Origin of the sequence: Sphingobacterium paucimobilis HER1398, from assembly GCF_000416985.1 — a bacterium.
GTDB classification, from domain to species: domain Bacteria; phylum Bacteroidota; class Bacteroidia; order Sphingobacteriales; family Sphingobacteriaceae; genus Sphingobacterium; species Sphingobacterium paucimobilis.
Window position 1 is genome coordinate 40,714 of sequence record NZ_ATDL01000012.1, and the last position, 26,462, is coordinate 67,175.

At 38.6% G+C, this 26,462-nt stretch carries 17 protein-coding genes; all 17 read right to left on the bottom strand.

The features are described from left to right. Position 1: 1 nt before the first annotated feature. The 17 genes from M472_RS30615 to M472_RS30695 all read right to left on the bottom strand — a co-directional run bounded on the left by M472_RS30615 (position 2) and on the right by M472_RS30695 (position 26,458). A complete protein-coding gene (locus M472_RS30615; protein ID WP_021069702.1) occupies positions 2 to 1,465 on the bottom strand; it encodes a hypothetical protein in 1,464 nt (487 codons plus the stop codon). A 1-nt stretch (position 1,466) separates the two neighbouring features. After that, positions 1,467 to 2,309 (bottom strand): substrate import-associated zinc metallohydrolase lipoprotein, encoded by an 843-nt coding sequence (locus M472_RS30620; protein ID WP_021069703.1) that lies wholly within the window; start codon positions 2,307 to 2,309, stop codon positions 1,467 to 1,469. A gap of 8 nt (positions 2,310 to 2,317) precedes the next feature. Beyond that, positions 2,318 to 3,739 (bottom strand): RagB/SusD family nutrient uptake outer membrane protein, encoded by a 1,422-nt coding sequence (locus M472_RS30625; protein WP_081643124.1) that lies wholly within the window; start codon positions 3,737 to 3,739, stop codon positions 2,318 to 2,320. A 5-nt stretch (positions 3,740 to 3,744) separates the two neighbouring features. Beyond that, positions 3,745 to 7,302 carry a SusC/RagA family TonB-linked outer membrane protein gene (locus tag M472_RS30630; protein ID WP_021069705.1) on the bottom strand — a complete coding sequence of 1,186 codons (3,558 nt, stop codon included), beginning with the start codon at positions 7,300 to 7,302 and terminating at the stop codon, positions 3,745 to 3,747. Positions 7,303 to 7,638: 336 nt separating this feature from the next. Further along, complete coding sequence (locus M472_RS30635) at positions 7,639 to 8,751, bottom strand: FecR family protein (RefSeq protein WP_021069706.1); 1,113 nt, start codon at positions 8,749 to 8,751, stop codon at positions 7,639 to 7,641. Positions 8,752 to 8,777: 26 nt separating this feature from the next. Then, the gene (locus M472_RS30640; protein ID WP_021069707.1) at positions 8,778 to 9,371 is read right to left on the bottom strand and encodes an RNA polymerase sigma factor; all 594 of its coding nucleotides are present in this window, start codon (positions 9,369 to 9,371) and stop codon (positions 8,778 to 8,780) included. A gap of 36 nt (positions 9,372 to 9,407) precedes the next feature. Next, positions 9,408 to 10,499, bottom strand: coding sequence for an alpha/beta hydrolase family protein (locus tag M472_RS30645; RefSeq protein ID WP_031301532.1), 1,092 nt, complete (start codon positions 10,497 to 10,499; stop codon positions 9,408 to 9,410). Between the two features lie 150 nt (positions 10,500 to 10,649). Beyond that, complete coding sequence (locus M472_RS44475; protein ID WP_021069709.1) at positions 10,650 to 12,260, bottom strand: Type 1 glutamine amidotransferase-like domain-containing protein; 1,611 nt, start codon at positions 12,258 to 12,260, stop codon at positions 10,650 to 10,652. A 2-nt stretch (positions 12,261 to 12,262) separates the two neighbouring features. Then, a complete protein-coding gene (locus tag M472_RS30655) occupies positions 12,263 to 13,660 on the bottom strand; it encodes a DUF4302 domain-containing protein (protein ID WP_021069710.1) in 1,398 nt (465 codons plus the stop codon). 95 nt (positions 13,661 to 13,755) lie between these two features. Continuing rightward, entirely contained in the window at positions 13,756 to 15,237 is a 1,482-nt protein-coding gene (locus M472_RS30660; RefSeq protein ID WP_021069711.1) for a DUF4302 domain-containing protein, read from the bottom strand. A 2-nt stretch (positions 15,238 to 15,239) separates the two neighbouring features. Continuing rightward, entirely contained in the window at positions 15,240 to 16,091 is an 852-nt protein-coding gene (locus M472_RS30665) for a substrate import-associated zinc metallohydrolase lipoprotein (protein WP_021069712.1), read from the bottom strand. A 19-nt stretch (positions 16,092 to 16,110) separates the two neighbouring features. Then, the gene (locus M472_RS30670) at positions 16,111 to 17,517 is read right to left on the bottom strand and encodes a RagB/SusD family nutrient uptake outer membrane protein (RefSeq protein ID WP_021069713.1); all 1,407 of its coding nucleotides are present in this window, start codon (positions 17,515 to 17,517) and stop codon (positions 16,111 to 16,113) included. Positions 17,518 to 17,527: 10 nt separating this feature from the next. Next, positions 17,528 to 21,127: a SusC/RagA family TonB-linked outer membrane protein gene (locus M472_RS30675; RefSeq protein ID WP_021069714.1), complete on the bottom strand. Its 3,600-nt coding sequence runs from the start codon at positions 21,125 to 21,127 to the stop codon at positions 17,528 to 17,530. Positions 21,128 to 21,222: 95 nt separating this feature from the next. Further along, positions 21,223 to 22,350: a FecR family protein gene (locus M472_RS30680; RefSeq protein ID WP_021069715.1), complete on the bottom strand. Its 1,128-nt coding sequence runs from the start codon at positions 22,348 to 22,350 to the stop codon at positions 21,223 to 21,225. Positions 22,351 to 22,418: 68 nt separating this feature from the next. Then, on the bottom strand, positions 22,419 to 22,982 hold the full coding sequence (locus M472_RS30685; protein ID WP_021069716.1) for a sigma-70 family RNA polymerase sigma factor: 564 nt from the start codon (positions 22,980 to 22,982) through the stop codon (positions 22,419 to 22,421). Between the two features lie 146 nt (positions 22,983 to 23,128). Then, complete coding sequence (locus M472_RS30690; RefSeq protein WP_031301535.1) at positions 23,129 to 24,757, bottom strand: glycoside hydrolase family 32 protein; 1,629 nt, start codon at positions 24,755 to 24,757, stop codon at positions 23,129 to 23,131. Further along, positions 24,758 to 26,458: a RagB/SusD family nutrient uptake outer membrane protein gene (locus tag M472_RS30695; protein WP_021069718.1), complete on the bottom strand. Its 1,701-nt coding sequence runs from the start codon at positions 26,456 to 26,458 to the stop codon at positions 24,758 to 24,760. Positions 26,459 to 26,462: the final 4 nt, after the last annotated feature.

Here is a 26,462-nt window from a genome sequence, read left to right on the forward strand (position 1 = left end):
TTTATCGGGTATATTGGTCGTAATAATTCATCATTGCTATATTACTCGCATTTTCATTAATTTGTACAGAAATCTGATCCTCAGCTACATTCCTATCCAAAAGATGTAATTTGAAAGGGGTTACTACAAGAGCTCCTGCTGTCGGTGAAATGTAAAAGCCATCACCTCCGAACATGTCAATAATTAAGTTTCGCACTACAGTATTATCATACATTGCATTGGGAGTCTGTGGCGTCATCGCTACATTCCTAATCTTTAATATGTTCTTACCTTCTATTACATAATCACATTTGAAGAAAATGTTTCCAAGAACAGGGATATAGACCTGGATCATAGATCCCGTTCCGTTGGTACCAGAACTGTTAATCCGGATATTAAAAGATATAGCTGTATTTGCCGGAATAGCAGTGCCATCACTCCGTAACGTTGTTCGAGCATTGTTCAAAAGTGTAGAGAACCGTCCAGAAAAGGAATTAATACCGGTTCCTGCGAGTAAATAAACGAATGCATTTGATGGCCATGCCGTTACATCGAATAACTTCGTTATTCCGGTATATACATGAGCTTCATTATTAGCATAACCGAACTCTACGTTATTAAGGTTTCCGGCTTTAGTCAGTAAAAGAACCTTATTATTCTCATCGTAATGATCGAAAAATATACTATCGACCAATACATTGCCATAGGTTATCGCGGGAGAAAACACCATTCCTCCAGGGAAATAATCAAATGAATAAGTGTTCTTGTATTTGATAAACGTAGGATTGACAGCATTATATGGAGGTACGAACTCGAAGGAAATCTTTTTAGCAACAGTATCTACGTCAGACCAATGAAAACCACGGTCTGCAAAGCTAAAGACACTAAAACGCTTTTTAGTCGCTTCTTCATTATCTCCAAGCATCTTTCGAAATAGTCCTTTAGTTAACGCAAATGCGGCTTCGTAATCTAACAAGGCATATACACTGTCCTGCTTGATCTTAAAGACACTCTGTAAACTTTCAGCAAAAGGAGCTAATGTAATAGGATTATTGTTGTAACCATCAGCTCGCGCCAAAGTAGCCTGCATACCTGAAAAATCTTTGAATACAAGCTCTCGAGGAGAATCATCGATCCGTTCTAACAATCCAAAAATAGAATTTTCTGTAAATTTCAATATAGACTTATAGTCTCCAATTATTTGATATGTACTAGTAACTGCTACTAGATTTTCCCTAGAAGTAGACTTTACCAATACTTCACCATCAGCTTTAAATACGAGATGTAGCATTGTAGAATCTTTGCTCTCAGCACCACCTATACTCATAAACCAGCCTTGTTCATTACTGACTAGTTTATTCACAAAATCCTTGTGCTGCTGTACTGCCTCTTCTTTTGTCAATGTTTCCTCCTCTGGAAGTACAGTTATATCTTTACTACAGGAGAAGACTATAGCAAGGATAAGTGTAATTAAAAAATGTCTCATGTTACAGTTCACTTAATTGATCACCAATACGTTCAATATTTTCATTTAATACATGTAGGTCAATTCCCTTTTCTAGAAAGTAATTGTAGACAGCCCTATATTTAGCCCCTAGATATTGATTTTGAGCCACTAGAGACAGTACTTCCGATTTCTTCGTCCCTACAATTCCTTCTACCCAGGTACCGAAATCCTCAATCTGGTTAGACATACCATAGTTACGCCAAAAACCCCTATTCCGAGCTTCCTGCAGGCTAAAGGATCCAACGGATGCCCCTCCGGCATACTTGCCTGCAGAAATCTGGTCGAACCCAATAGGACGGCCGTATTTTTTGTCCAATATATGGGCAAGTTCATGAGCAAAGAGTACAGCCTGTCCTTTAGTAAAGCTCCTATTTTTTAGATCATAACTGTTCACTCCTGTAATCAAAATGCGACTTAGAGACACTGCTCCCCCTGTCGAACTAAATCCTCCCTCTTCAGACGCATAATTGATTGAGGATCCCATCAATACAATTTCGATAGGCATATTCTCCCGTAGAAAATTAGGGTTCTGCCGATCGTAAGGTGCAATGATCATCTTTCGGACGATATTATCCACATAGGGTTTAACTAATTCATACCGAGGGGGGGCTGCAGTAGCGTTACTTGAAATATACTTGCGATCCCAGTCATAAATAATCTTAGTTTGGTAGTCCTTATAAATAGAATAAACGGACGAGTCTGTAGCATTTTCTAGTACAATATTCTCTATGTAAGGATTATAGGGAATCGCATCCTCTTTCTCACAACCAAAAAATAGAACGGGAAAACCTACGGCTATTATAAATTGAGATATTTTGTTCATATTGATTTCTATCTAGGGTTTGGAATTATATCTGGATTGGCATTACGTTCAGATAATGGAATCTGAACAACCCGTCTTAAATCATCTGCTGGTAGATCGACATATTTATTTCCATCATGGTGCTTAATCGGGATATTAAGTCGCTTTATATCAAACCAACGTATTCCTTCAAAACAGAGTTCTTTGTTTTTCTCAATCAGTACAGCATTGAATAGCTCCTCTGCCCCAGCATAATCAGACATATTAAGATAAGGGATAGTTGTATTCCTATAACGTTTACCGATTACGTCATTTACCAACCGTGTTGCAGTCTCAAAATCTGGATTCTGTTTTTTAATATTCGCTTCTGCGGCATTGAATATCACCTCTTCCAGTACAAACAACGGGACATCAGAGTAGCGATTACCGTTGTCAGACAATACACTTTTGTATTTGGCCATATTCCAGTTTCTGTAGGTAGCATTATTGTAGGTAAATAAACGTGCTCGAATATCGTCTGCCGCATATGCTGCACGCACTTCAGTACCATAAAACCCGGATCTGAAATAAGACATCCATTCGAGCGAATAGTTCATCAACAAAACATTAGGCTTGCCCACAGAGAAGTAGTTATACGAGAACTGTCCAAACTGAGAGGTTGGAAAATACATATCAAAATCAGTGAATACATCACGGATAGAATAATTGATATCAAAAACTTTGTTGCTATATTTTAGAGATTCTTCCCAATTTGATTTGAATAAGTAAAATCGGCTCAGGAACGCATATACAGACACAGTCGTAAAATGATGCTTAGGCACTTTGTAAGTAGACTCGTCAATCAATTCCAGTCCTTTAAAAATCTCCTCTTCGACGAAATCATATACTTCCTGAACCGTATTTCTCTTATATATTGTATTATTGTCTTTTTCCGCGGCTGTCACAATAGGTACTCCTAGATCCGAGGAAGAATTAGCAGGATGATAATGCTTGGCAAAAATATTCGCTAGCATAAAATGACAATATGCTCGAATCAAATGTGCCTCGCCTTTAATAGACCGCTTCAATTTTTCATCCCCCTCGCTCCCATCAACTTGTTCTAAGACAACATTTGCTTTATAAATATAATTGTAATAGTTGCGCCATGTCGCATCTGGACTAACACCATTTGGAACATATTCATCTGACCAAAGATAAATAGGCAGAAACCATGTAACTACTGATGCATTGTCATAGGAAGTAAAGTTATAATAACGATAATTGTCTGTATAAAGCTCAGTGAAAAAGTGTTCGGCACCAGGATAAGCTCCTGTAATGATAGCTTGGTAATCACTTGTTAAAGTAGGTCGCACCCTGTTGTCAGGGTTGACCCCTAAAAATTTCTCACAGCTGGTACACAAAAGCAATATGCTTAGGGACAAACAGCCACAGAATTGAATTAAAATCTTCATATCAATTAAAATGTACAGGTTAAACCAAATGTATATGTTGTAGTAAGCGGCAACGAAATACCTGATACAATGGACTCAGGATCTTGTCCTTGTAGTTTTTTATCTGACCACAAGTAAATATTTTGTGCTTGTCCATTTAAAACCAGCTTTTTGAACCCAGCTTTCTTCACTAAATAATTAGGAATTTCATAATTCAACAGGACACTTTTAAATCGAATAAATGAACCATCAACAGTTCTGATGTTACTCCTATTATAAAAGGTAAATGGATCAGAGTTCAATCCGAGTAGTGTACTCCGGGTATCTGCATCAATGATACGAGGCACATTTGTATACTGTTCATGACCTGGAGCTTGCCATCTGTTTGCTAAGTTTTTATCCAGTGCTTCGATATCCGAATAATATCCTTTATAAAATGAATTCATTCTAATCTTGTTACCATAATTAAAAGTGAACAACGTTGAAAGTGTTAGTTTTTTATAACGAAAACTATTGGTCAATCCTCCAGAGGATAATGGTTCCCGACTCCCTTCATAAACCAACATATCCAAATCGCGAGATCCCTTATCTATACGATAGGTTTCTTTGCCGGATGCATCTACAAACAGGGGAAGTCCATTGGATGTCAGTCCAGCAAATTCAAAGGAATACAGACCGTTTACCGGACGTCCCACCATCGGTGCACCACGATCAATGGTCTGTTGTAGAATAGTATTGTTGGTCTGCAGACTTTTGATTGTATTCTTGTTGTATCCAAATGTGAAAACTGTTTTCCAATCGAAATTTTCCTTTTTTATGTTATGGCTATTAAATGTTATCTCAAGCCCCTGATTGGTCATATCTGCCCAATTGATAGTCTTACGTTGGAAGCCTGTCGCCCGACTCACCTCGATGGCAGAAATCAAATCGTAATTATCACGATGATAGTACTCAATAATAAAATTAAAGCGCTTTAAGAAACCGAACTCGATTGCTGCATTTATCATCTTTTCTTTTTCCCATTGCATAGATGGGTTATCAGGCGCATCAATTGTAATTAGATTCTCTACCGTAGAAGGATCAAATCGAACTGTATTGCTATAATAAGCTAACATTTCGGGACTTCCTAAACCACTTATGTTTCCTCTCAGACCGTATGAACCACGCAACTTCAACTGATCTAACCAAGAGACATTTTCTAGATTAAAGTCTTCATCAGCATTCCAACTTCCACCCAATACCCATATTGGTAAAAACCTGAATTTCTGTGATGCGCCTAGCCTGTTGGATCCGTCTGAACGAATAGATGCCGTCAGATTATATTTACCTTTGTAAGAGTAAGCTAAATTTCCAAAAAACGAGACTTCATTGTAAGTATTTTGTCCTTTTTTGTAATATGGATCTGAACTTAATGACAAAATATCACGCATAATCGCGCGGTAGTCAGGATTGGATGTCATACCTCTGAAATAGTCGAATCCATAGCCTTTATAATAGTCCTTGTAATACTGTTTACTTCTAATCTCATTTCCCACCAATAAATCAAAAGAATGTCTTTCGAATCGAGGCGTATAATTCAGCGAGTTTCGCACGGTATAAAACGTCCCATCAGTATTATCTACTACTACAATTCCTCCTTGAGGTAGAACCGAAATCGGGAACTCATATAAATCATAAGGATCATTATACAATTTATCGTTACCCCATATTACAGAACTATTTGCCATAGCTCGGTAAGATTCAGCAACATTTGAAAACTCGGTAGCGATGTGTTCTGAATAGGCTGCAGTAGTACGTGCTGATGCCAATCCAGTATATTTCAAATCATTTCTGATCTTCCAATTTGCATCAAATTGAAATCTGAATTCCTTCAATTTGACGTTAATAAAATTATTCTCTAACTCATGGAGAATGTTAAAAGGAGCATAATTGGTCTGGTACCATTCTAAACTACCATCATCCCCATAAGGGCGAATCGCTCTACTTGTAGTGCGTGCAAAAGTAAACGGATTTATATCAAACTCTCGCGTTTCTAATCCAAGTACCCCCTCCTTAGAATCATAAGCTCCAAATGTTTTTTGGTTCCGTAAAGAGCCGTTTAACGTAGCTGTAAAGGAAACTTTATCAGAGACATTGTAATTCGTTCTTATGTTTGCGGTATACCGATCTGTATTTTGACCAACGACCTGCCCATGATCCTTAAAAAACGAACCTGATGTATAAACTTGAAACTTATCAACACCTGCAGACATACTCAAACTATGCTCCTGTGTCAAATTGTTACGAAACAAGACATCAAACCAATCGGTATTGTAGGTTTTAGCACGCTCAATACGGTCGTAAAATTGATCCCAAGTTATTTCCTTCATGGACATCTGTTCAAGCAGCTTACCATACGCTCCATATGTGCGGTTCATATTAGTAAAGTCGACCAAGTTCTTTTGGTACAACTCTTCAGAGAACTCCATCCTCTCTTTAGAATTCATTACATTAAAAGAAGTTATAGAAGGTTTTACATTTAACGTAAAGGTATTTTTATAGTTGATATCTGCCGTTCCAACTTTCCCTTTCTTTGTCGTTACTACGATTACGCCATTCACGGCCTGAGTACCGTACATCGCTGTAGCAGAAGCATCCTTCAGTATCTGAATATCTTCTATATCATCTGGATTTATACCCGAAATTGCGGAACTCAGCATGGTAGAAGCATCACCAGAATATAATTGATTGGGATTGATATTCACCGCATCATCTAGTACCACCCCATCAATCACCCAAAGGGGTTCTTGGTTGCCACTGATCGAAGAATTACCCCGAATACGTATCTTTGACTTTGTACCAAAGGTACTGCTCGTATTTTCGACAGCGACACCTGCTACCATTCCCTGTAAAGCTTTCCCTACATCTCCAGTACCAGCTGTTGCCATATCTTCTGGCTTAACCTTTCCTACAGATCCCGTAAATGTACGTTTATCGATATTTTGATAACCAGTCACTACGACTTCGTCTAAGCTCCCTTGCTCGCTCTCCAACGCTATACGTATTGTTTGTTGATTCCTAACCAATACCTCCTGCGTTCTATACCCCGTATAACCAACAACGATCGTCGCTCCAGACTTAACATTCTTTAATGTGAATTCCCCCTTATCATTGGATGCTACACCTTGCGACCCGCCTTTTACACGTATAGTTGCACCGACCAAAGTCTCCCCCGTAGTTTTATCGACGACAATACCCTTGAGAACCTGTTCTTGTTGTTCTAGCCCCTTAGCACTCCTATCTTGTACGGCAGTTGGTCTATTGATTGTAATGGTTTTATTATTCAACGAATATTTCAATCCATTCTTGACCAAAATTTCTTCCAAAACCGCCTTTAACTCTGTATTTACAAAGTTAACATGGAGCGGTTTAGACATAATTTCTTCGTTATACTTATAAAAAAGGTTGTACCCCGTCTGTGACTCCACCACTTTGAGAACTTTCTCAAGCGTAACACCTTTTCCTGTATAAGTTATTGTCTGAGAAAAACTACTGCCACTTACATGCGTAAGTGTCAATATCATGATGATAACAACAAGCTTCATTATTAGGATAATTTTTCTAAAAATTGAGGGAATATAAAAAACACCCCCATCTAATTTAAAATGCATAAATTTGTGTCATTAGGTAATAATTAATAAGACGATTGTTTTTCTTTTATCTAATCGTGCAGGGAGTTCCGAGGCTCCTTGCACATTCTTTTTTAAAGGCTGTTACTTAAACAGACCTATAGCTCCTGGATTTTTACATATCTTTTTTTAGGTAACAGTAATTAGTTATTTAAACAGAGGGACAGTGATTAGATCTGTCCATCTGTGATTCATTATCTATAGGACGATAACAAACCTGGAAAGGGCAAAAAAAAATAAAATAATTTTACTTTAGTTCCGAACAGTGATTGTTCTACCAGTTAGAGAGACGTCCATGCCGCCGTCTTTAAATATTTTAAGAAGCTCATCGAGGCTTCCCGAACGCTTTATCTTGCCGACAAACCGTTCTTCTGAAACGCGTCCAATAAACTTGACATTGACATTATACCATCTCGATATTTGACGCATTAGACTGCTTACATCCGCTTTATCAAATCTAAAATACCCATCTTTCCAAGCTATGGCTTGCTCGACATCGGCAGATTGAACTTTTAACTCCCCGTTATTATTAAGGATCTCTTGTCCTGGGGTCAATTGCAATGAGGTATAGGGACTCGATAATTGAATACGTCCAGTCAGCAATGTAGTACGTATAAATGGCTCATCATTATACGAATTCACATTAAAAGAGGTTCCCAAAACTTCAATTTCTTGGTTCCTTGATTTGACGATAAAAGGTTGCTTTCTATTCTCCGCTATGTCAAAAAAAGCTTCTCCATCCATTTCTACAATGCGTTGTGTATCAGAAAAAACCAACGGAAATTTAATTTTTGACAAAGAGTTAAGCCAGACCTTACTCCCATCGGGCAGTATAATCTGATACGTACCCCCTCGTGGCGTTTCTATGGTATTAAATTTTTTTGCTAATTGCGCTTTCTCTACACCTTCGATATTTATCTTTGAAAGATCATACTGAATACTCCCAGATTTATTGTTAACAATGGAAACATTTCTTTCATGAATCTCTTCTGCCTGTTCCAGATCATCCAGAATCACCTGCTCACCATTTGACAAGGTGAGTATCGCTTGATTTCCTCCGGGACGGACTTCGCGTGCAGTAGACTGTCCTGTCTCCACAGGAGTACTCTTCATATAAAAGAATCCCAGTCCAAGACCTATCAGCAATAGAACGCTAGCCGCTAGGGAATACCAACTGCGCAGCCTCCTTTTCGGCTTTATAATTGCAACGCTTTCTGGAACATTTGCCACCATATCCTCCTCCAGATAGAAATCCAATACTCCTTTTGACAACAAGTCAAAGAAAATGGTCAGTTCTCTTTTGGTGAGCGTCTTATTAAGATACCCTTCGACTAACTTTCTATAATATTTCTCTTCGGCTTTCATTACGGATAGGACGATAATAATACCTTTTAAGGCAAAAGGATTTTAAAAAACAAGAAAAAATAGAAGATATGCATTTTGTCTATACGGAATTTAACTAAAATTTCGTCTTTTAAACGCTTCATTGTGGTTATCATATGATGTTTTACCGTACTTTTCGATACATTGAGTTGTTTCGCTACCTCCTCGTACGACATTTCATGTTCCCGACACATCGTAAATATTTCTTGTGATTTTTCAGGCAGTGTTTTCATATAAGCCTCTAAAAATCGAAAATACTCCTGTTCTGTAACAAAAAGCTCTACCTCATTGGCTGAAAAATTAAACTCTTTGAGTATTTCATTAGGCATCAATTCCAAGCGAGAAACGCGCTTCAAGTAGTCTAACGTATGATTTTTTGCAATGCGGTATATATAGGCGTTAAAATTTCCAACCTTATCCAAATACTCCCGTTTCTCCCATAGTTTTACAAACACGTCTTGTGTTAGGTCCTGAGCAATACTGTCTGCATGCACATAACGATTAATGAAAACATGAAGCTGATAGAAATAGAGATCATAGACTTCCATAAAAGCCTGATGATCTCCTTTTTGAATATTCTCAGCTATGGTTTCTATTTTCATAGAATGAAACGGGTTAAATCCATATATACTGGCTTACTACTTGGCTATGGGCTGATAGCTTGCTTTCATTAAATCTTGTAATCCCGCAAAAGGCTTACTCGGTGTTAGGTATTTTTGCAAATAGTTGTACACCTTCAACCTTACTTCTTTCGCTTTGTAACTATCTATGCGATCGAAATGATGCCCGCCAGCTACATTATCGTAGATTTCATAATCAAATTTCTTATTATTTGCTTTAAGTGCGCTGATCAAATGATCGACCTCTTCGATCAATACATCATCATCATTCGTGTTAGCATGTATCAGCAGCGGTGTCTGGAGTTTATGAGCTTGAAAAGCTGGCGATCGGCGACGATATTCTTTTACGTCCTGTACGACCTCCTTACCGATATGATAATCTGCCGAAAAAAGCTTTCTATAACTGTTATCCATATATCCGAGTCGCATAATCAAGTCACTCACAGGTACACCTGCATATGCTACGGTATAACTTTCAGGAAAATTAAATACATTTAACAGAGCATGGAATCCACCATGGCTCCAGCCGACGACACCTATCCTATTTTTGTCAACGAAATTATAGTTTTCAACCATATAATCGCGACAGGCCTTTGTGTCATCAATCTCTAATCCCCCATAGTCAATACTCTGCTGAAAGCTCTTACCGTATCCGGTACTGCCTCTATATTCAGGAGCAGCTACAATGTACCCTTGTGCTATAAACTCTTTTACGATATGATCATTCCCTACACCAAAATTGCCATGCACACCTCCATGGACAAGTACAATCAGTGGATACTTCTTGTTTGCATCAAAGTCTTTTGGAATAAATACATAAGACCAAAATACCAGGGGGTTGCCAGCTCCTTTTGCTGTGGCGTTCTTAATTTTCTTGGGAGGACCTGTCATTCGTACTTTGTCAACATAAGCGAGCTCCTCCAACTTGTTGTACCAGTTTACATCCTCTATTTTTTTCGTAATCTGATCAAAAGAATAAGATAAGTTTTCTATTTTATCATTCAGTCGCTTGATTTCTTGCAACAACTGATCGGTTTGCTGTGCTTTTGTCTTCTCTAAGACCAGCATCGACAAGACAATAAAAAGACAGGTTTTTAAGTTAAACGGCATAATAAATTTAGGTTTTGTATACTTCATCCAAATATAAGACGAACAAAGCATAGTTAAGGGTAAATATTTTTTTAAAATAAATTTTATTATCGAATATCAATATAAAAGCCTTCCATTATTTCATTGATGGAAGGCTTTTATACAGCGATGCTATGGATTAGCCAATCTATATTTTTGTTTCGGATATAAAATATCGGGAACCTCCTTGCCATGCCTGAACAGACGTATTGCCTCACCTTCGACTTGAATATTGTTTTTATGCAGCGTGACCTTGGACTCTGGTGCCAAGCCTATACCCAATAGACCTGTATTCTTTTCCAAGACTTCTGTTATTTTGGATGTTGTCTTGAGATCTTCGGGATTGACAATTAGCAGGGTATTCCGGACCAGGCCATAGCCGACATGCCATTTGTACTTTTCAGGTTCTCCAAATAAGCGGGAAGCCATCACTGCTGCCCCATCACCACTGCCTCCAACTACTCCTCCACGCTCCAGTACACCAAACAAATGATGATGTACCAAGGAGTGCAGATAGACCTCGATCAACTGCCAACTGCGGTCATCACAGATCCAGACAACTTTGGCCTTTTGGAGCACCTGAGCAAAGGTCTTGGAGTTTGCCTGTTCATTATTGATGGTATGTAACAAAGTGACATCCTTAGCGCCCAATTCCTGGAACTTCTTTAACAGCTTGAGATTGGCTGTTCGCATCTGTTCATTCCCTGTAGAAAGCAATACGATAGGCTGCGCCTTGAGTTTTGATAGCGATTGCACGAAGTCTTCTATGGTATTTTCTGCGTTGGGAGATTTGCCATAGAGAATCAACTTTCCTTTTGGAGGACCAATTGTTTTCCATTCCGCAGAAGGCTCTTTCCAGCTGTTCCTGCCTCCCTCGGACCATAGGTCGTCTTTTGAAAACTCTTCGACACGGGATAAGATTTCTCGTTTTTCCAGATCATATTTATCCCCTGGAAAAAGATACTCCTGCTCCTGACCTTCAGCATAGCCTGCACGCTTTGGGTTGTACATAGCGACCTTACCTTCACCCACCACTTCAAGCAGATTCCCTCGGATCACTGTCGCTGTTGCCTCATCAATACCAAAGCCCAACAAATCGGGATTAGTCGTTAGGATCTTCGCTACTGAGCCCATGCGGTTTCTGCGAATATAATGTTGACCTATTGCCGACTGCTTGACAAAACCAAATCCTATTTGCTGATCGGTACCTCCTCCATACAGATAGGACCCTTGTATAGAAGCTCCTGCCGAACTTCCTGCTACGAAGCCTCCCCGTTCTAACAGCTCAAATATCAATCGATGAGTCAGCGTATTAAGGTAGGCTGCGGCAAGGCGCTTTTGAAAACCTCCTGCTATATAAACAGCTTTTGCAGTACGTAGTGGAGCGGCAAACTCCTCGGTATTGGCTACGTCTCGATTTCCTGTATGTAAGGTGACTATCTTATTGGCTCCAGCATTCTTTAGGCTTATATAGGCATCATTGGTTTCATCCACAATATCTCCCGCAGTGGGGATAAAGACAATAGGTACATCAGGGCCACCGATAGTCTCTATAAAATATTTATAATTATCAGGGGAAGCTGCTCCCCCGATAATCATTAGCGTCCCCTTAGGTGGGCCTATGGTATTCCAATCAGTTCTGTGTGGTGTATCCGAATCGGTAACCTGAGCATTAGAGTGATTTACATTCAATCCAATTAAACACGTTATAACACCAATAATTGTATAGAATAAACGTTTCATGCTTAATTGGTCCAAAAATTATCGGGCTTATCAATGTTCAAATCCATCCAATAGAGACTATTCTCTCTACTGACCACACGTACACGTTGACCTGGCAATGGCACAATGGTAATACCAACTCCTGGAGGATAGATTTTATCTAAAAAGTCCTTAACTTCAGGATGATTATTGTACATCGTTGTCGCTATACCAGAAGAATAAGACGAGTGGTAGTTTACGTGGTCTAGAGGTACCTGGTTTCGTCGACGTACCATTACATGCGAACCATCCATCTCATCAAAAGCATAGAAATAGGCAAGCCATACTCTCTCGTCATTGATATAACCAAATAGTTGAATGCTATTAGATTTTGGGTTAGAGCCATTGTAATTGTACAGTTGTAATCTTGAGAAAGTAGGCCATACATTTGCACTCCATATTTTTTCATAGATGAGCCATAGTGCAGGACTAAAATTGGTAATACTAGTTTCTCTAGTACCAGGTATCCCAGCATAAAAGTTAACTGGAGTCTGTAGGGGATTAAAAGAATTACTCCAAATAAATCGTTTAGCTGAATCTTTATATGGAAATGGCGGTATATGAGACACCTTTATTTCACCAGTACCAGCATCGCCAGCATCTACAATAGCCACACTATTTGTTGTAGCATCTCCAAAAAACAGTTCGCTAACTTCGAGGCCTGATCTAATTTGCCAAGGAGTTTCTAGACGAATCCCTTTGCCTGCTATGGTTGAGTAACGAAATGTTTTCTTATCGACTTCGTTTGAATTTTCTTTAGCCCAACTAAGCGTAAGCTGCTGCTTGTTTACATCAAGCTCCCAAAAAGCGGAGACTTCGGTCAGCTGTAGATTTTTGAAATATGCACTTGCATTGCTTTCAAAGCTCTTTAGCAAATTTCCGATCATTGCTCTATCATTGATTGCATCAAAATCTTCAGGTAAGGCTTTGCGTAATAGAAACTCTGTATCTAAATTTTTATTTGCATGCTTCAGTTTAAACTCTCCGTTTTCTGTGGGAAAAAGCCTGAAATCGAAGACACCACCTCCATTTTCAGCAATCGCGCTAAATACTGAATACGTGTCAAATATCAACTCAGGACCAACTACCCCACCGATCCGATAGGTTGAGGTTTTCTCTTGGTCGAATCCTGGTCGATCTGACAATATAATAACCTCTCCATCCTTATTGAATTTCATTAAAATAGGTACTGAAGGATTATTAGCCCCTGGTTTATACTCCATAAACCAACCTTCAACATTATTGATAAGAACCTGTTGATAAGATCTTTGCAAATCATTCATCCGGACAAGATCTTCAGGAATCTTATTATAATCGGCAGGGAGTTTATCGCACGAATAGAAAAATAGAAGTGCTAGAAATAATATATACTGACTTTTCATATTCAAGTATTTTTTTTAAAATATTATATGACATATCCAAATCTGCATCCATATTTGTTTAATTTGTGATAGCTAGATACCTCATATATAAATTGTTAATCAAATGAGACATTTCTTAGGTTCGGAGTCGCTGTACTACTTGAGTAATTAACCCAAATACGACTATCCTTTCTACTTACTAGCTTAAATTGTGTGAATTGTCCAACTTCCTTATGCGGCACCACAGTCACGCCTTCTTCTGGGAAGAACTTACGAAATAATTCACTATACTCAACCAATATGCTCGGATTATTAGTGACCGTTGCCCTAGAACCTATAATTTCAAAATTCAAAACATTATCGTATAAATGTTCTTCAATAGTTTCCAAGTTTAGAAAATAATAATTCACTCCCGTTCCAGCTGGATTACCTGTTTTTAGTCCAAATGAAGGTTTAGCTCCTGTTGCATCGTACAAATAGACATTAAAATCAAAGAACGTATCTGTTCTACTATCCCGTTTTGTGATAAAAAACTGTTTGAATTCCTCGCGTATCTCCCTAGCTTTAGTACTATAATGCATCTCATCAATAGTAGTTTGCAATATACCATGATTGCTATTATCGTCTTCGAGAAGAAATGCAGCTGTTTTTGTACGATCTATAGTATTCGTAAATGGATAGGGGGGTAAGTGTGAATACCCCATAAAACCATTAACAACATTGTTTTCATCTAAAAGCGCAAGACTTGTTGGGCGTTCTGGATTCTCCAAATCATTGTAGACCAAATCCCCTAGTCTTATTACTTCAATTGTCTTATCACCAAACTTCAATGCTGGCTTTAAGTTGATACCTTCCGGAGTAAGATTATAATTCAATGTTACTTTAGTTGGCGAAGATGTTGCTGTCTCTTTATAGCTCAACGTAATTTTATTATTTAACGTATCGAAAGACTGAATAGCAGCAGAAAAGTCATCTATTATCAAATTATAGAAAAAGAAATCGGACTGAATTTCCACAAATTTTTCAATTTTCAATCTATTTACCTCAGACAACCTCAATTGCTCCTTTTCGAACTCAATTTCTGCGAGGACTTGATTGACCTGTTTGCTGAGCATCATCAGATTGTGTTCATTAGCTGGAACTAGATCGAAAGCCTTTATAGCAAAACCATCAGCTCTAACAAACTCAAAACGATTTTCACTCTCTTTGTAATAAATTTTAAATTTGTTCGTATCATCAAATATATCCGCCAATGTAGTAAAAACATTTTCACCAGAGAAAACTAGTATAGGGGTATACTTTCCTTCAAAATAATAGGAGACATTAGACTGTACATCGTGAAAGTCGCGGTATCCAGATTGAATATCTATCAATTCTGAGTCTTTGAAAGTCAAATGGAAGTATAGTGGTTCCTCAAATGAATTGGGAGTGTAGGTAAGTAACCAGCCATCTTTTCTTTTTACCAATATATCTGTATATTCTTCTGCTACTTTCGCCACTGACGGCGCTATCTCTCGAGCAGGTAATTTTATTTCTTTATCACAAGAACTCAATGCAACAAAAAAAATCGCTAATAACGTTGTTATAATATTTTTCATGATTATTCTTCTTCTAATTTGTCTATAAGACTTTGTAAGTACTCCTGTAGAACATGAATATCGATTCCCTTATCTAGGTAGAAGTTATAAATCATTTGATATTTTTGGGACAATAAGTTATTTGCAGCCACAATATCCAACATCTGTTGTTTGGGAGTTGTTACGATCCCATCTACCCAAGTAGCGAAATCTTCATTTTCATTGATCATGCCATAATTTCTCCAAAACCCACGATTTCTAACTTCTGCTAGTGAAAATGAATTGTACGATGCACCACCTGCGTACAATCCCTTAGAAACATTATCAAATCCCTTGGGTCGGCCGTATATTTTAGTCAATATATGCGCCATCTCGTGATGAAATGTAGCATGTTGAGCTTGCATATAAGATCGGCTGTTGGGGTTGTAAGAGTTAATACCAGTCAACGTTATACGCGTAAGGCCAGCAGCAACTCCTGACGCACTAAAGTTATTTTCTCCGCCTTCGACATAGTTTCCTATACTTGTGCCAAATAGAATAATTTCAATGGGCATATGCTCCCGCATAAAGTCTGATTTCTGTCTTTCATAAGGAGCAATAAATAATTTTCTCACAACGTTTTCTATATAGGGTAACACTAAGTCTTTCTCTGGAGGAGCGGCAAATGCACTTGCTGCTAAATACCTTCTATCATAGCGATAAATTATCTTCGTCTGATACTCTTTTCTGATGTGATATATTGCTTGCTCTGTTGGATCTACAGGCATCAATTTCGAATCAGGCTTATTATAAGGGATAACTTCTTCTTTAGCACAGGAAACGGCTATACCAACTAAAGATAATACTAGAAATCCTAATACTGTTGTACATTTCATATCTTGATAAATTAAATTATTACCTTGGATTAGGTTTCATCATCGGATTCGCTTCTAGTTCTTCAAATGGGATCTGCACTAGACGACGTTTATCATCTGGTAAAAGTTCAATGTAACGTCTTCCATCCCAATGGCGAACAGTGATCTCATGTCGCTTAATGTCAAACCAACGGTATCCTTCATAGCAAAGTTCTTTATTTTTCTCATCTAGAATTTTAGATATCAAAGCGTCTTTATCCATATAGTTCGATACGTCCAAGGCTACAAATGGTCTCCATCGTTGCTTCAAAATAGCATTCAGTTTGTCAATAGCATACTGAAAATTCGGGTTATGTTTACGTACGCTTGCTTCAGCGGCATTGTACATCACTTCCTCAACCACGAATAAACCGACATCAGCATGAGGATCTCCCGAAGGGTGCTCATCTACCCTAAATTTTCGAGCCATATAATTAGGTGTACTAACATTCCATCGGGAGTATATTTTACCTCTTAGATCGTTAGCATGAAATTGGTTAATAAATTCATTAGCATAGAGACTCCCCCGATTATAGATATTCCAACTTACACTGTAATTAACTAAAAGCACGCTTCCTTGTTTTGAGTCAAAATATTGATTTGCAAACTGTCCATGATCCTTAGTAAAATATGTATCATAGTCTGCTATAAAATCACGGATATTACCATTGATCTTAAAGACTTCCTCACTATGGTATAGAGAGCGTTCCCAATCTTCTTTAAAAAGATAAAAACGAGATAAAAATGCATGAATGGATGCTTTCGACCAATGGAACTTAGGCACAGTAATAAATGATTCATCAATCATTTCTAATGCTTTTAAGGCATCTTCTTCAACTCGATCATACACATATTGCACACTTGGTCTTTCATAATGTTGTCCTGGTTTCTTCTCATATTCCATAGCATATGGAATCCCAAGATCAGTATCAGCCGTAGCTGGAATATAGTGTTTAGCAAATATGTTAACTAACATAAAGTGACAATATGCGCGAATCATATATGCTTCTCCCTTTATGGACTCTCTAAGCGCATCGTCTCCGGTTGCTTTATCAATCCCTTCTAGTACAATATTGGATTCGTAAATATCGTTATAGTATTTACGCCATGCAGAATTTGGTGAAATCGCAGTGCTGACATAGCTATCAGACCATAAATATATAGGAAATAACCAAGATGTTATATTAGCTTGATTGTAATCAGGATAGTCGTAATAACGAACGTTATCTGTATACAACTCGGTGAAGTGATGATAGGCTTGTGGGTATGCACCATTAATAACCGCTTTGTAATCCTCAACCGTCTCTAATCTCACTCGGTTATCGGGATTTACTTCAAGATACTTAGAACAGCTAGATAACAGTACTAAGATCGAAAACAGTGTAATTATATATATAAGTTTGTTCATCCCAAATAAATTAAAAAGTTAAACTTAGACCTAAGGTGTAATTTGTTGCTACAGGCATAGAAATACCAGATACGATTGCTTCTGGGTCTTGCCCTCTTAGTTTTGGATCAGCCCATAAAGCTAGGTTTTGTGCTTGACCAGTTAATTGTACTTTATCCAAATTAAAACGTTTTGTTAATACGGATGGCAATGTATATGCTAACATGATGTTTTTGAACCTCACATACGAACCGCTGGCCACTCGAATATCGCTTCGGTTATAAGACATAAAAGGCTCAGCACTAGCAGTCAACAATTCGGCTCTAGTTTCTTTATCTACAATCCGAGGTATATTTGTATACAGCTCATCACCTGGAGTACTCCACCGATTGGCAAGTTCTCCGTCTAGAGCCATAACATCAGAATAATATGAAGCAAAGAATGGATTGAGACGTATTTTGTTACCATACCCATAGGTAAATAAGAAGGAAGCCTGAAAACCTTTGTAATGAAATTGATTGGTAAAACCACCTGAACCTAACGGCTCTCTGCTTCCTTCATACTGAAGAATATCTAAGTTTGTTGAATATCTCGAAAAAGAAGTTGATACACCTCCATTTGCCAGATAAAACAACGGTAGTCCCTCCTCATTTAAAGAAGCAAAGCGAAAAGAGTATAAACCTGATACAGGTCTCCCTTCTAGAGGAGCGCCTTGGCTAACCGTTTGCCGAACTACAGCAGCATTGGTCTGCAAACGAGTTACTTCATTATAGTTATAACCGAAAGTAAAAATTGAGCTCCACTTAAAATTCGAATTATCCACATTTTTTGTATTTAATGTGATTTCAAATCCCTCATTTTTCATATCCGCCCAATTCATTGTTTTAGTTCCAAAGCCACTAACGCGAGATACTTGTACGTTCGCAATCAAATCATAGTTCTTTCGATGATACCACTCAAGTGTAACAGAAGCCCTTTTAAAGACACTGAATTCCAATGCTGCATTTGTCATTTTCTCTTTCTCCCATTGCATAAATGGATTGTCAGGACTCGTAATACTTATCAATTCCTCTATATTATCTAAATTCGATTGCAAGGTCGTTCCGTAATAGGCTAACAACTCGGGACTTCCTAGACCACTGATATTTCCTCTTGTCCCATAAGAACCTCTCAATTTTAAATAATCTAAAATCTCAATATCCCGCATAAATGGTTCATCGTCGATATTCCAACTTGCGCCTACAACCCAAATCGGCAAAAACCTAAACCGTTCTGATGTACCTAGTCGATTAGAGCCATCGGCACGAGAGGAAAGCGTCATGCTGTAACGATTTTTATAGGTATATGCTAAGTTCGCAAAAAACGAAGCCTCTCGGTGTAGATTGACACCAACTCCATAATACTGTTTACCGCCAAATTGATCACGCTGTATTGCTCTATAGTCCGAGCTAGAGGTCATTCCTCGGTTGTATTCTAGACCATAACCTGTAAAACCATGTTTATTATACTTTCGCTGTCTCAATTCCGATCCTCCCATAAGATCAAAGGAATGATTTTGAAATACGGGTTTATAATTTATCGTATTTCGTACGGTGTAAAATTCTCCACGATTGTTATCTAAAATTAGAATTCCTCCACGCGGTAACACAGAGATCTTAAATTGATTATCATCAAATGGATCATCGTATAGTTTTCCGTTTGAATTTCTGATCGAAGGATCCATAGCTCTATAGCTTTGTGCTACATTCGATTGTTCTGTTGTGATATGCTCTGATTGCGCTGTAGTTGTTCGTACGGATATAATGCTTGCATAATGAAGATTATTTGTAATCTTCCACAAGGCGTCTAATTGAAATTTGATCTCTTTTAATGATACATCCACAAAATTGTTATCCATCTCATGTAGAATATTGAAAGGAGCAAAATTCGCTCGGTAGAACTCAAGGTTTCCATCGTCGTCATAAGGTCTCATGGCGCGACTTGTCGTTCTTGCGTACGTATACGGATTAATATCAAAGTCACGCTGAGGAAGAGAACCTACTTCTGTCTCATTGAAAGCCCCAAAAAGGCGCTGATTTCTTGCCGAACCATAGAGTGTCCCGGTAATTGAAAAATTATCAGAAATATTTACATTTCCTTTAAAATTTCCACTATACCTATCCGTATATTGATTACGTGTTTGTCCATTATCTCTGAAATAACTACCTGACATATAGAACTGTGCTCTATCTGTCCCTGTAGATACGCTCGCGCTGTGCTCGTGGGTCAAAGAATTGTTAAAAAGACTTTTAAACCAGTCCGTATTGTAGCTTTTAGCTCGTTCTATTTCATCATCAAATTCATCCCAAGTAATCTGTTTACGCGATAATTGGTCTTGTAGCTTACCATATGCCCCGTAGGTTGCGTTAACATTTATAAAATCGACTAAATTTTTATCATAAAGCTCTTCTGAAAATTCCATTCGTTCTTTGGAATTTAACACATTAAAACTTCGAATAGAGGGCTTCATAGCCAGGCTGAAGTTGTTTTTATAACTCACAGCTGCTTTTCCAACTTTTCCTTTCTTTGTCGTTACTACGATTACACCATTCACGGCCTGAGTACCGTACATCGCGGTAGCAGATGCATCCTTCAATATCTGAATATCTTCTATATCATCTGGATTTATGCCCGAAATTGCGGAACTCAGCATGGTAGCAGCATCCCCTGAATACAGTTGATTAGGGTTGACGTTGACGGGATCATCCAATACCACACCGTCTACTACCCAAAGCGGTTCTTGATTGCCACTGATTGAAGAATTACCACGTATGCGTATTTTTGATTTTGTCCCAAAAGTTCCACTGGTGTTTTCTACAGCAACCCCAGCAACCATACCCTGTAAAGCTTTTCCAACATCCCCACTACTAGCTGTCGCTAACTCATCAGGCTTGACCTTACCAACGGATCCCGTAAAAGTCCGTTTATCTATTTTTTGATACCCTGTGACAACAACTTCGTCCAAGCCTGAAGTCTCTTCTTTCATGACGATATTTACCTCAGCTCGGTCTCGCGGATTTACCTCTTGGCTCTGATACCCCAAGATAGAAAACACCAGTATATCTCCACCAGCAAGTTTACTAAAGCTATAGTTTCCCTGTCCATCAGTCGTAGTCGTAGTGGGCTTTCCTTTTATCTTCACGGTTACATTTCCCAATCCCTTTCCTGCTTCATCAGTAACTCGCCCACGTACAGACTGTTGCTTTCCCATCGGCGTATTTTCTGCAGCAACCGTCCGCTTGGTCGCTTTATCTCTCACCACCAAGGTGTTCTTTTTAAGCTCATACTCAAATAGGTCATGGTCAATCACTGCTGTCAAAGCCTGATTTACGGTGACATTTTTGACATTGACGTTGATTGGATTCATCTTCTTGAACAATCCTGAATCATACGCTAAATCAACACCTGCCTGTTTACTTATCTCAGACAATGCCTTTTCGACAGTGGTATTTTTAAGTGTTAGTGTGATGTTCTGACCGTAGGTTACTATACTTGCTTGAAGGGAGGTCAGAAAAAAAAGTAGCAATACTTTCATAATTAGCCATATCTTTAGAATAAACGCAAAGCGTTCCTTTTCCAATGGAATTTTCATAAATTTGATTAGTATTAAAAGTTTATAAGAATTTAGACGTTTTTTTAGCTTTTATCGGTCAGGATGTTCCCGCATCCTGACTTTTTATGCTTTTTTTATTTGGCAATGTTGTAAACTGTTATCCTCCTTTCCTCTATTTTGAACTTCACTGATTTTGTCAATTCAATTATTGATAATACGTCTTTGATATCTTGATTTCTAGACATCCGAATCGTATAATTTTTGTCTTCCCAATCACGCCCTACATAGTCGATCTCTGCATTGTACCATCTTGCTAAAGAGGCCATGATTTCTTTAATGTTGCGATCTTTAAATATAAAGTAGTTGTCCTTCCATGCAATTTCAGTCTCGATATCAAATGGAGAAATAGCGATATCACCTGGATGTATCTTGGCCTTCTGTCCCGGTTTGATTTTAGAATTGACAGAAGGGGTCTTAATCTCGACGCTTCCTTCGATCAGTGCGACAGAAGCAATGTCATCATAAGCAGATAGGTTAAATGAGGTGCCTAGAACCTGAATATCAAAACCTTTAGCTTGAACAATAAAAGGCTTGTTCTCATCCTTGCTCACCTCAAAATACACCTCGCCTTGAGCTTTCACGATACGTTTTCCATTTTGAAAAGCAGATGGAAAAGTCAATGTACTACCTGCGTTAAGCCAGGCCTTGGTACCATCGGCCAGCACAATGCTGTATTTACCTCCCATTGGCGTAGTTAATGTATTCCACTCCGCAGTTGCCTGTTCCTCATCCATAGCTTGATATGCATATTCCAACTCTCCCTCTGCGTTTCTCGAAATAATGACTCCTGATTTTTCATAAGCTTCTCCTTCTGTAAGGCCAGTAAGATCAAACCGAGTACCGTCCCCCAGTTCCAAAACAGCCACATCTCCTCCTGGAGTCAAAACATCTTTTGGCAGGGAGATTTGTTCCTTATTATCAAAAAAACTCCAGCCCCAGAAACCCAAAAAGCCAACAATGGCTACAGCAGCGGCGTATCTAACTACCACTTTAAAATTGATAGTCTTACGTGCTCCCATTTTTGATTCTACACCAGCAAGGATATTAGATTTCCTTTCCTCTTTGTTTCCTAACCTGGTCTCATCCCATTCTTGAGAGTCAAAAGCTTCGAAAAAATGTTGGTTTACAATATCTTCCTCCTCGGGTGTATTTTCATTCCTCAGGACATTCTTGATATAATGTAATAGGGGTTTTCTTTTCACTTCTTAATAGCTTATTTATACAGGAGAGTCCGTATCCCCTATCATCCCCTAAAGCAATTGTGAAAAAATTAGAAAAAAAGCAAAAATAATGTTTTACCAATACCGCTGCGAATACGCCGAAGGGCAATAGTCAGCTGGTTTTCAACTGTTTTCGTGGAAATACTTAATTTATCAGCAATATCTTTATGACTAAGGTGTTGCTCCCTACTGAGAAGGTATACCTCACGACATCGCTCAGGCAGCCCTTCTACGATGTCTTCAACACATCTCAACAGTTCTTTATAGGCCAACATGTTATGGGGATCATATCGTTCTATATCCACCATTTCTTTGTCTCTATGGAGACTCCCCCGCTGCAATTGGATTTTCACCTGACGGTATACACCGTATCGCGTAGAAGCAAATAGGTACGCTTTCAGAGAATGGTTCATATCAAGGCCATCCCTGTTATTCCATATCCGGATAAAAATATCCTGTACAATATCCTCACACAACAACAAATCATCAAGCGCAGTGGCTGCCATTTTATACATTCCTTCCCAATAACGATCAATAATAGCTTTCAAAGCCCGTTCTTCGCCGTGCTTTAGAAAAACCAATAACTGGTCGTCGGAATAATCGGAAAAAGACATATTAACTAGCTTGCTATGGTATAAAATGGTTAACTGAAAGGAAAGGTAGCAGTTTAAACGTAAAAAGAAAAATAATTATCAAACTATACAAAAAGCCACAAATAGACATACCGTCTATTGTGGCTCTTCTAAACACTTATTTTCAACTATTTGTAAACAGACTTCATGTCATATGTCTCTAAGGAAATAATTTCTGCATCCTTACCGTGGGACTTTACAAAAACATGATCGCTATTTTTTAATGTAGGATATGTCCCGATAGAAACACACTGTCTATCATTTACAAAAACCTCCACTATACTTTTATCAATGAATATCCGCAGTTCAACCGCTTCGTCTTTATCGATAAATACATTAGCCGTTTCCGTTACCCGTGGCGTGACATCGTCTGCTAAAGAGCCGTTGGAATTATCCAAGGCAATAGAACTAAAACGGCCTCTTCCATTCTTAATATCTCTTTCGGGAAATCCACCATTTTTATAGAACATAATCCGAGTATACTCCTTTTTATCAGGAGAAGACAATACATTAAGCTCAATAAAATTAGATTTTTTCATATCCACCTTCATTACAATTTCTTTGGCAGAACCTGTTCCTTGTTTCATTTCAACAAATTCATTCGCTGGCAAATTAATACCGGATGCTGTCTGCTTATTATAGCGCAAGGACTGTAGAGCTTCTACTGGTCGTTGATTTAATTTTCCTTTATCATCCAACGACAATACCCTTGGCAAAGTCATCGCCTGGATCAGGTTCCCTTCATGGATTCTTTTCCCAGAATTCATATTAAAAAGAACGACCACATCACCATTTTGATCAGGATATGCTGACGGCGCATGCACCCCGCCAAATCCTACAGGCCCATGATTGAAATGCCCTCCGTCCGTTACGACAAATTTATGTCGCTTAGTATCATAATCCCCTATCAGATACTTACCTCCCGTCATATGACTAAAGTGAAGAAAAACATACTTTCCTGATTTGCCAATAGGCATAAAATAAGGACAAGCACCATCATCACCGACAAAGGAATACATATCATTTTCGATAAATTCGTGCATATACTCCCAACTATTCAGATCGTGTGAGCGAAACAAAAAGTTTGCACGGATATTCTTACCACCTGGACCATCTGGTCGTGTACCAGCCAACACCGTATAGTATACCCCATCTTGTTTCCATATATTGGGATCAAAGACGTTGTAAGGAAGCTTTTCTCCAGGCTTTGGCATAGCAATAACTGGACTTTGAGGAGTTTTATCCCAATTCAACAGTAATGGGTCTGAAGAGATTGCCACCATCGTACCTGCCTTAGTTCCATGGTACATCGCAATCACACGGTCTTTCTCAACGAAAGTCGCTCCTGAATAAACCTTCTCCTCTGGGTCTGGATATATAGCATAAGGTAAGTCTTTCCAGTGTACCAGGTCTTTACTGACAGCATGCCCCCAGTGCTGCCTTGGGTCTTCAGGCGGATAAGCTTGGTAAAATAAGTGCCAGTTGCCGTTCCAATAGCTTAATCCGTTGGGATCATTCAGCTTACCCTCTGGATTAATGTAATGGAAGGTTGGCCTTAACGCATTCGCTTCTTGTGCGCTCCTCGCCGCAGCAAACCTCTTCATGAGTGGATTATCTGTCAACTGTTTATCGTCTAAACTTTTCACCCCTTCGAATCTGAAATAAGGAACTTTAGATTTCAGCTTATCTTGCGCCGTGCCTGTAAAAGCTATTCCCATCATGGAAAGAGCTAATAAAAATAGTTTTCTCTTCATCATCTACTTATAGTTTACATTTTGTATATACAGGTTCTTACTCCAATTGATCTGTGCCTGTGGTATAGGAAGATACTCGTGCATTTTCGCCGTAAACTTACTTTGTTCATTATACAAATTAGGCATTCTTACTTTCTCTTTCTCAAAATAGCTATTCATCGTCTCCGCAGCAATGCCCCATCGTACTAAGTCGAAGAATCTTGAATTCTCCATCGCCATCTCTACTCTTCTCTCGTAACGTAATGCTTTTATTGCATTCTCTTTCGTCAATATGAAATTTGTTCCAGTTTGATAGGGTTGTACGTTATAATTCAATCGATAGTTTGTATTCTCATCCTTCAGTAGCGCTTTGCTATCGTTCGCCCGAACGCGGAGCAAATTAATCAAATCTATCCCTTCCTGCAATCGATCCAGCTCAATCAAAGCCTCTGCCCTAAACAGCATAACGTCTGCAAAGCGCATCTCTATTCTATTTTTACTATTGCCACGAAACGAGCCGTCTATCTTATAGCAGTCGCAATCTCTTGATACATTTTCTTTCAGCGAATGGAAATATCCATATACGGCTGGAACCCGACTCCAGCTATTCGTATATATTTCATTCTGATTATACTTCCATGGCATTCCTGGGCGTGCGACTGTATGATCCAGTCTAGGATCGAAGGTATCTGTCGTAAAACTATACAACGAATTATTAAAGTCATCCCATGATGGTGTTCCGTCAGCTTTTGTCTTAAAAGCATTTACAAGATTATGTGAAGGTTTATGAAAATCACAACATCCCATTCCCTGAGGTGCTGTTACATAATAGCCTTTATCCGTTCTTCCTGCTGTCCCTACACCATCATCAGTAGAAAACTGAACAGCAAAAATAGATTCTTTACCGTTCTCGGATTCATACAAGAAGTTACGGGCGTAATCGCTTTCCAAACCATAAGTCGAACTCATAATAGGTTCTGTCGCGTCAACAACCTCCTGCAATAATGCTTTATTGATCTCGATCACTTGATGATTATCATCTTGAACATAGGCTTGATACAACCTCGTCTTCGCATAATAGGCATATGCTGCGTACTTGTTCGCTCGACCTATTTGATTCTGTTGTGGAGGCAGCAGATCGATCGATTTTTTAAAATCCGTAGCGATAAGATCCCACAGCTCTTGATCTGTATACTCTCTATTGGATACTTTCTCATAATCATCTACAGCAGTATCATCTGTAATATAAGGTATATATTTAAACAGCATCTTTAACTTAAGATACCAGTAGCCACGGATAAAATACATTTCTCCCAAACGGGAATTGTAGCTATTATCTACAGTAGGATCCAATTTCTTCAAAGCCTTGATGGCTTCATTTGAGCGTCTTATACCTACATAGATTCTAAACCAAAGGCCATCGATAGCGCTATTGTTCAATAATAACAACTGTGGATTTTCCAACTGATTATAATTGCCGACGTCTGTAAGGTTATTTCCTCCTTTATACGAGTCGTCGGAACGCACATTGCCATAGGGCCACAAACTGAATGGGTAATTGTAGTGGTCATTACCTAAGCTGGAATATGCCGCTATCACTAGTGCATCAGCATCTTTGAATGTAGTGATCTGATCCGGACTCAAAACGCCTTGCGCAGGGATATCAAGTTCTTGCCTACAGGCGATGAACAGTAAACAAAAAAACAAATATTTAACACTTTTCATAAGT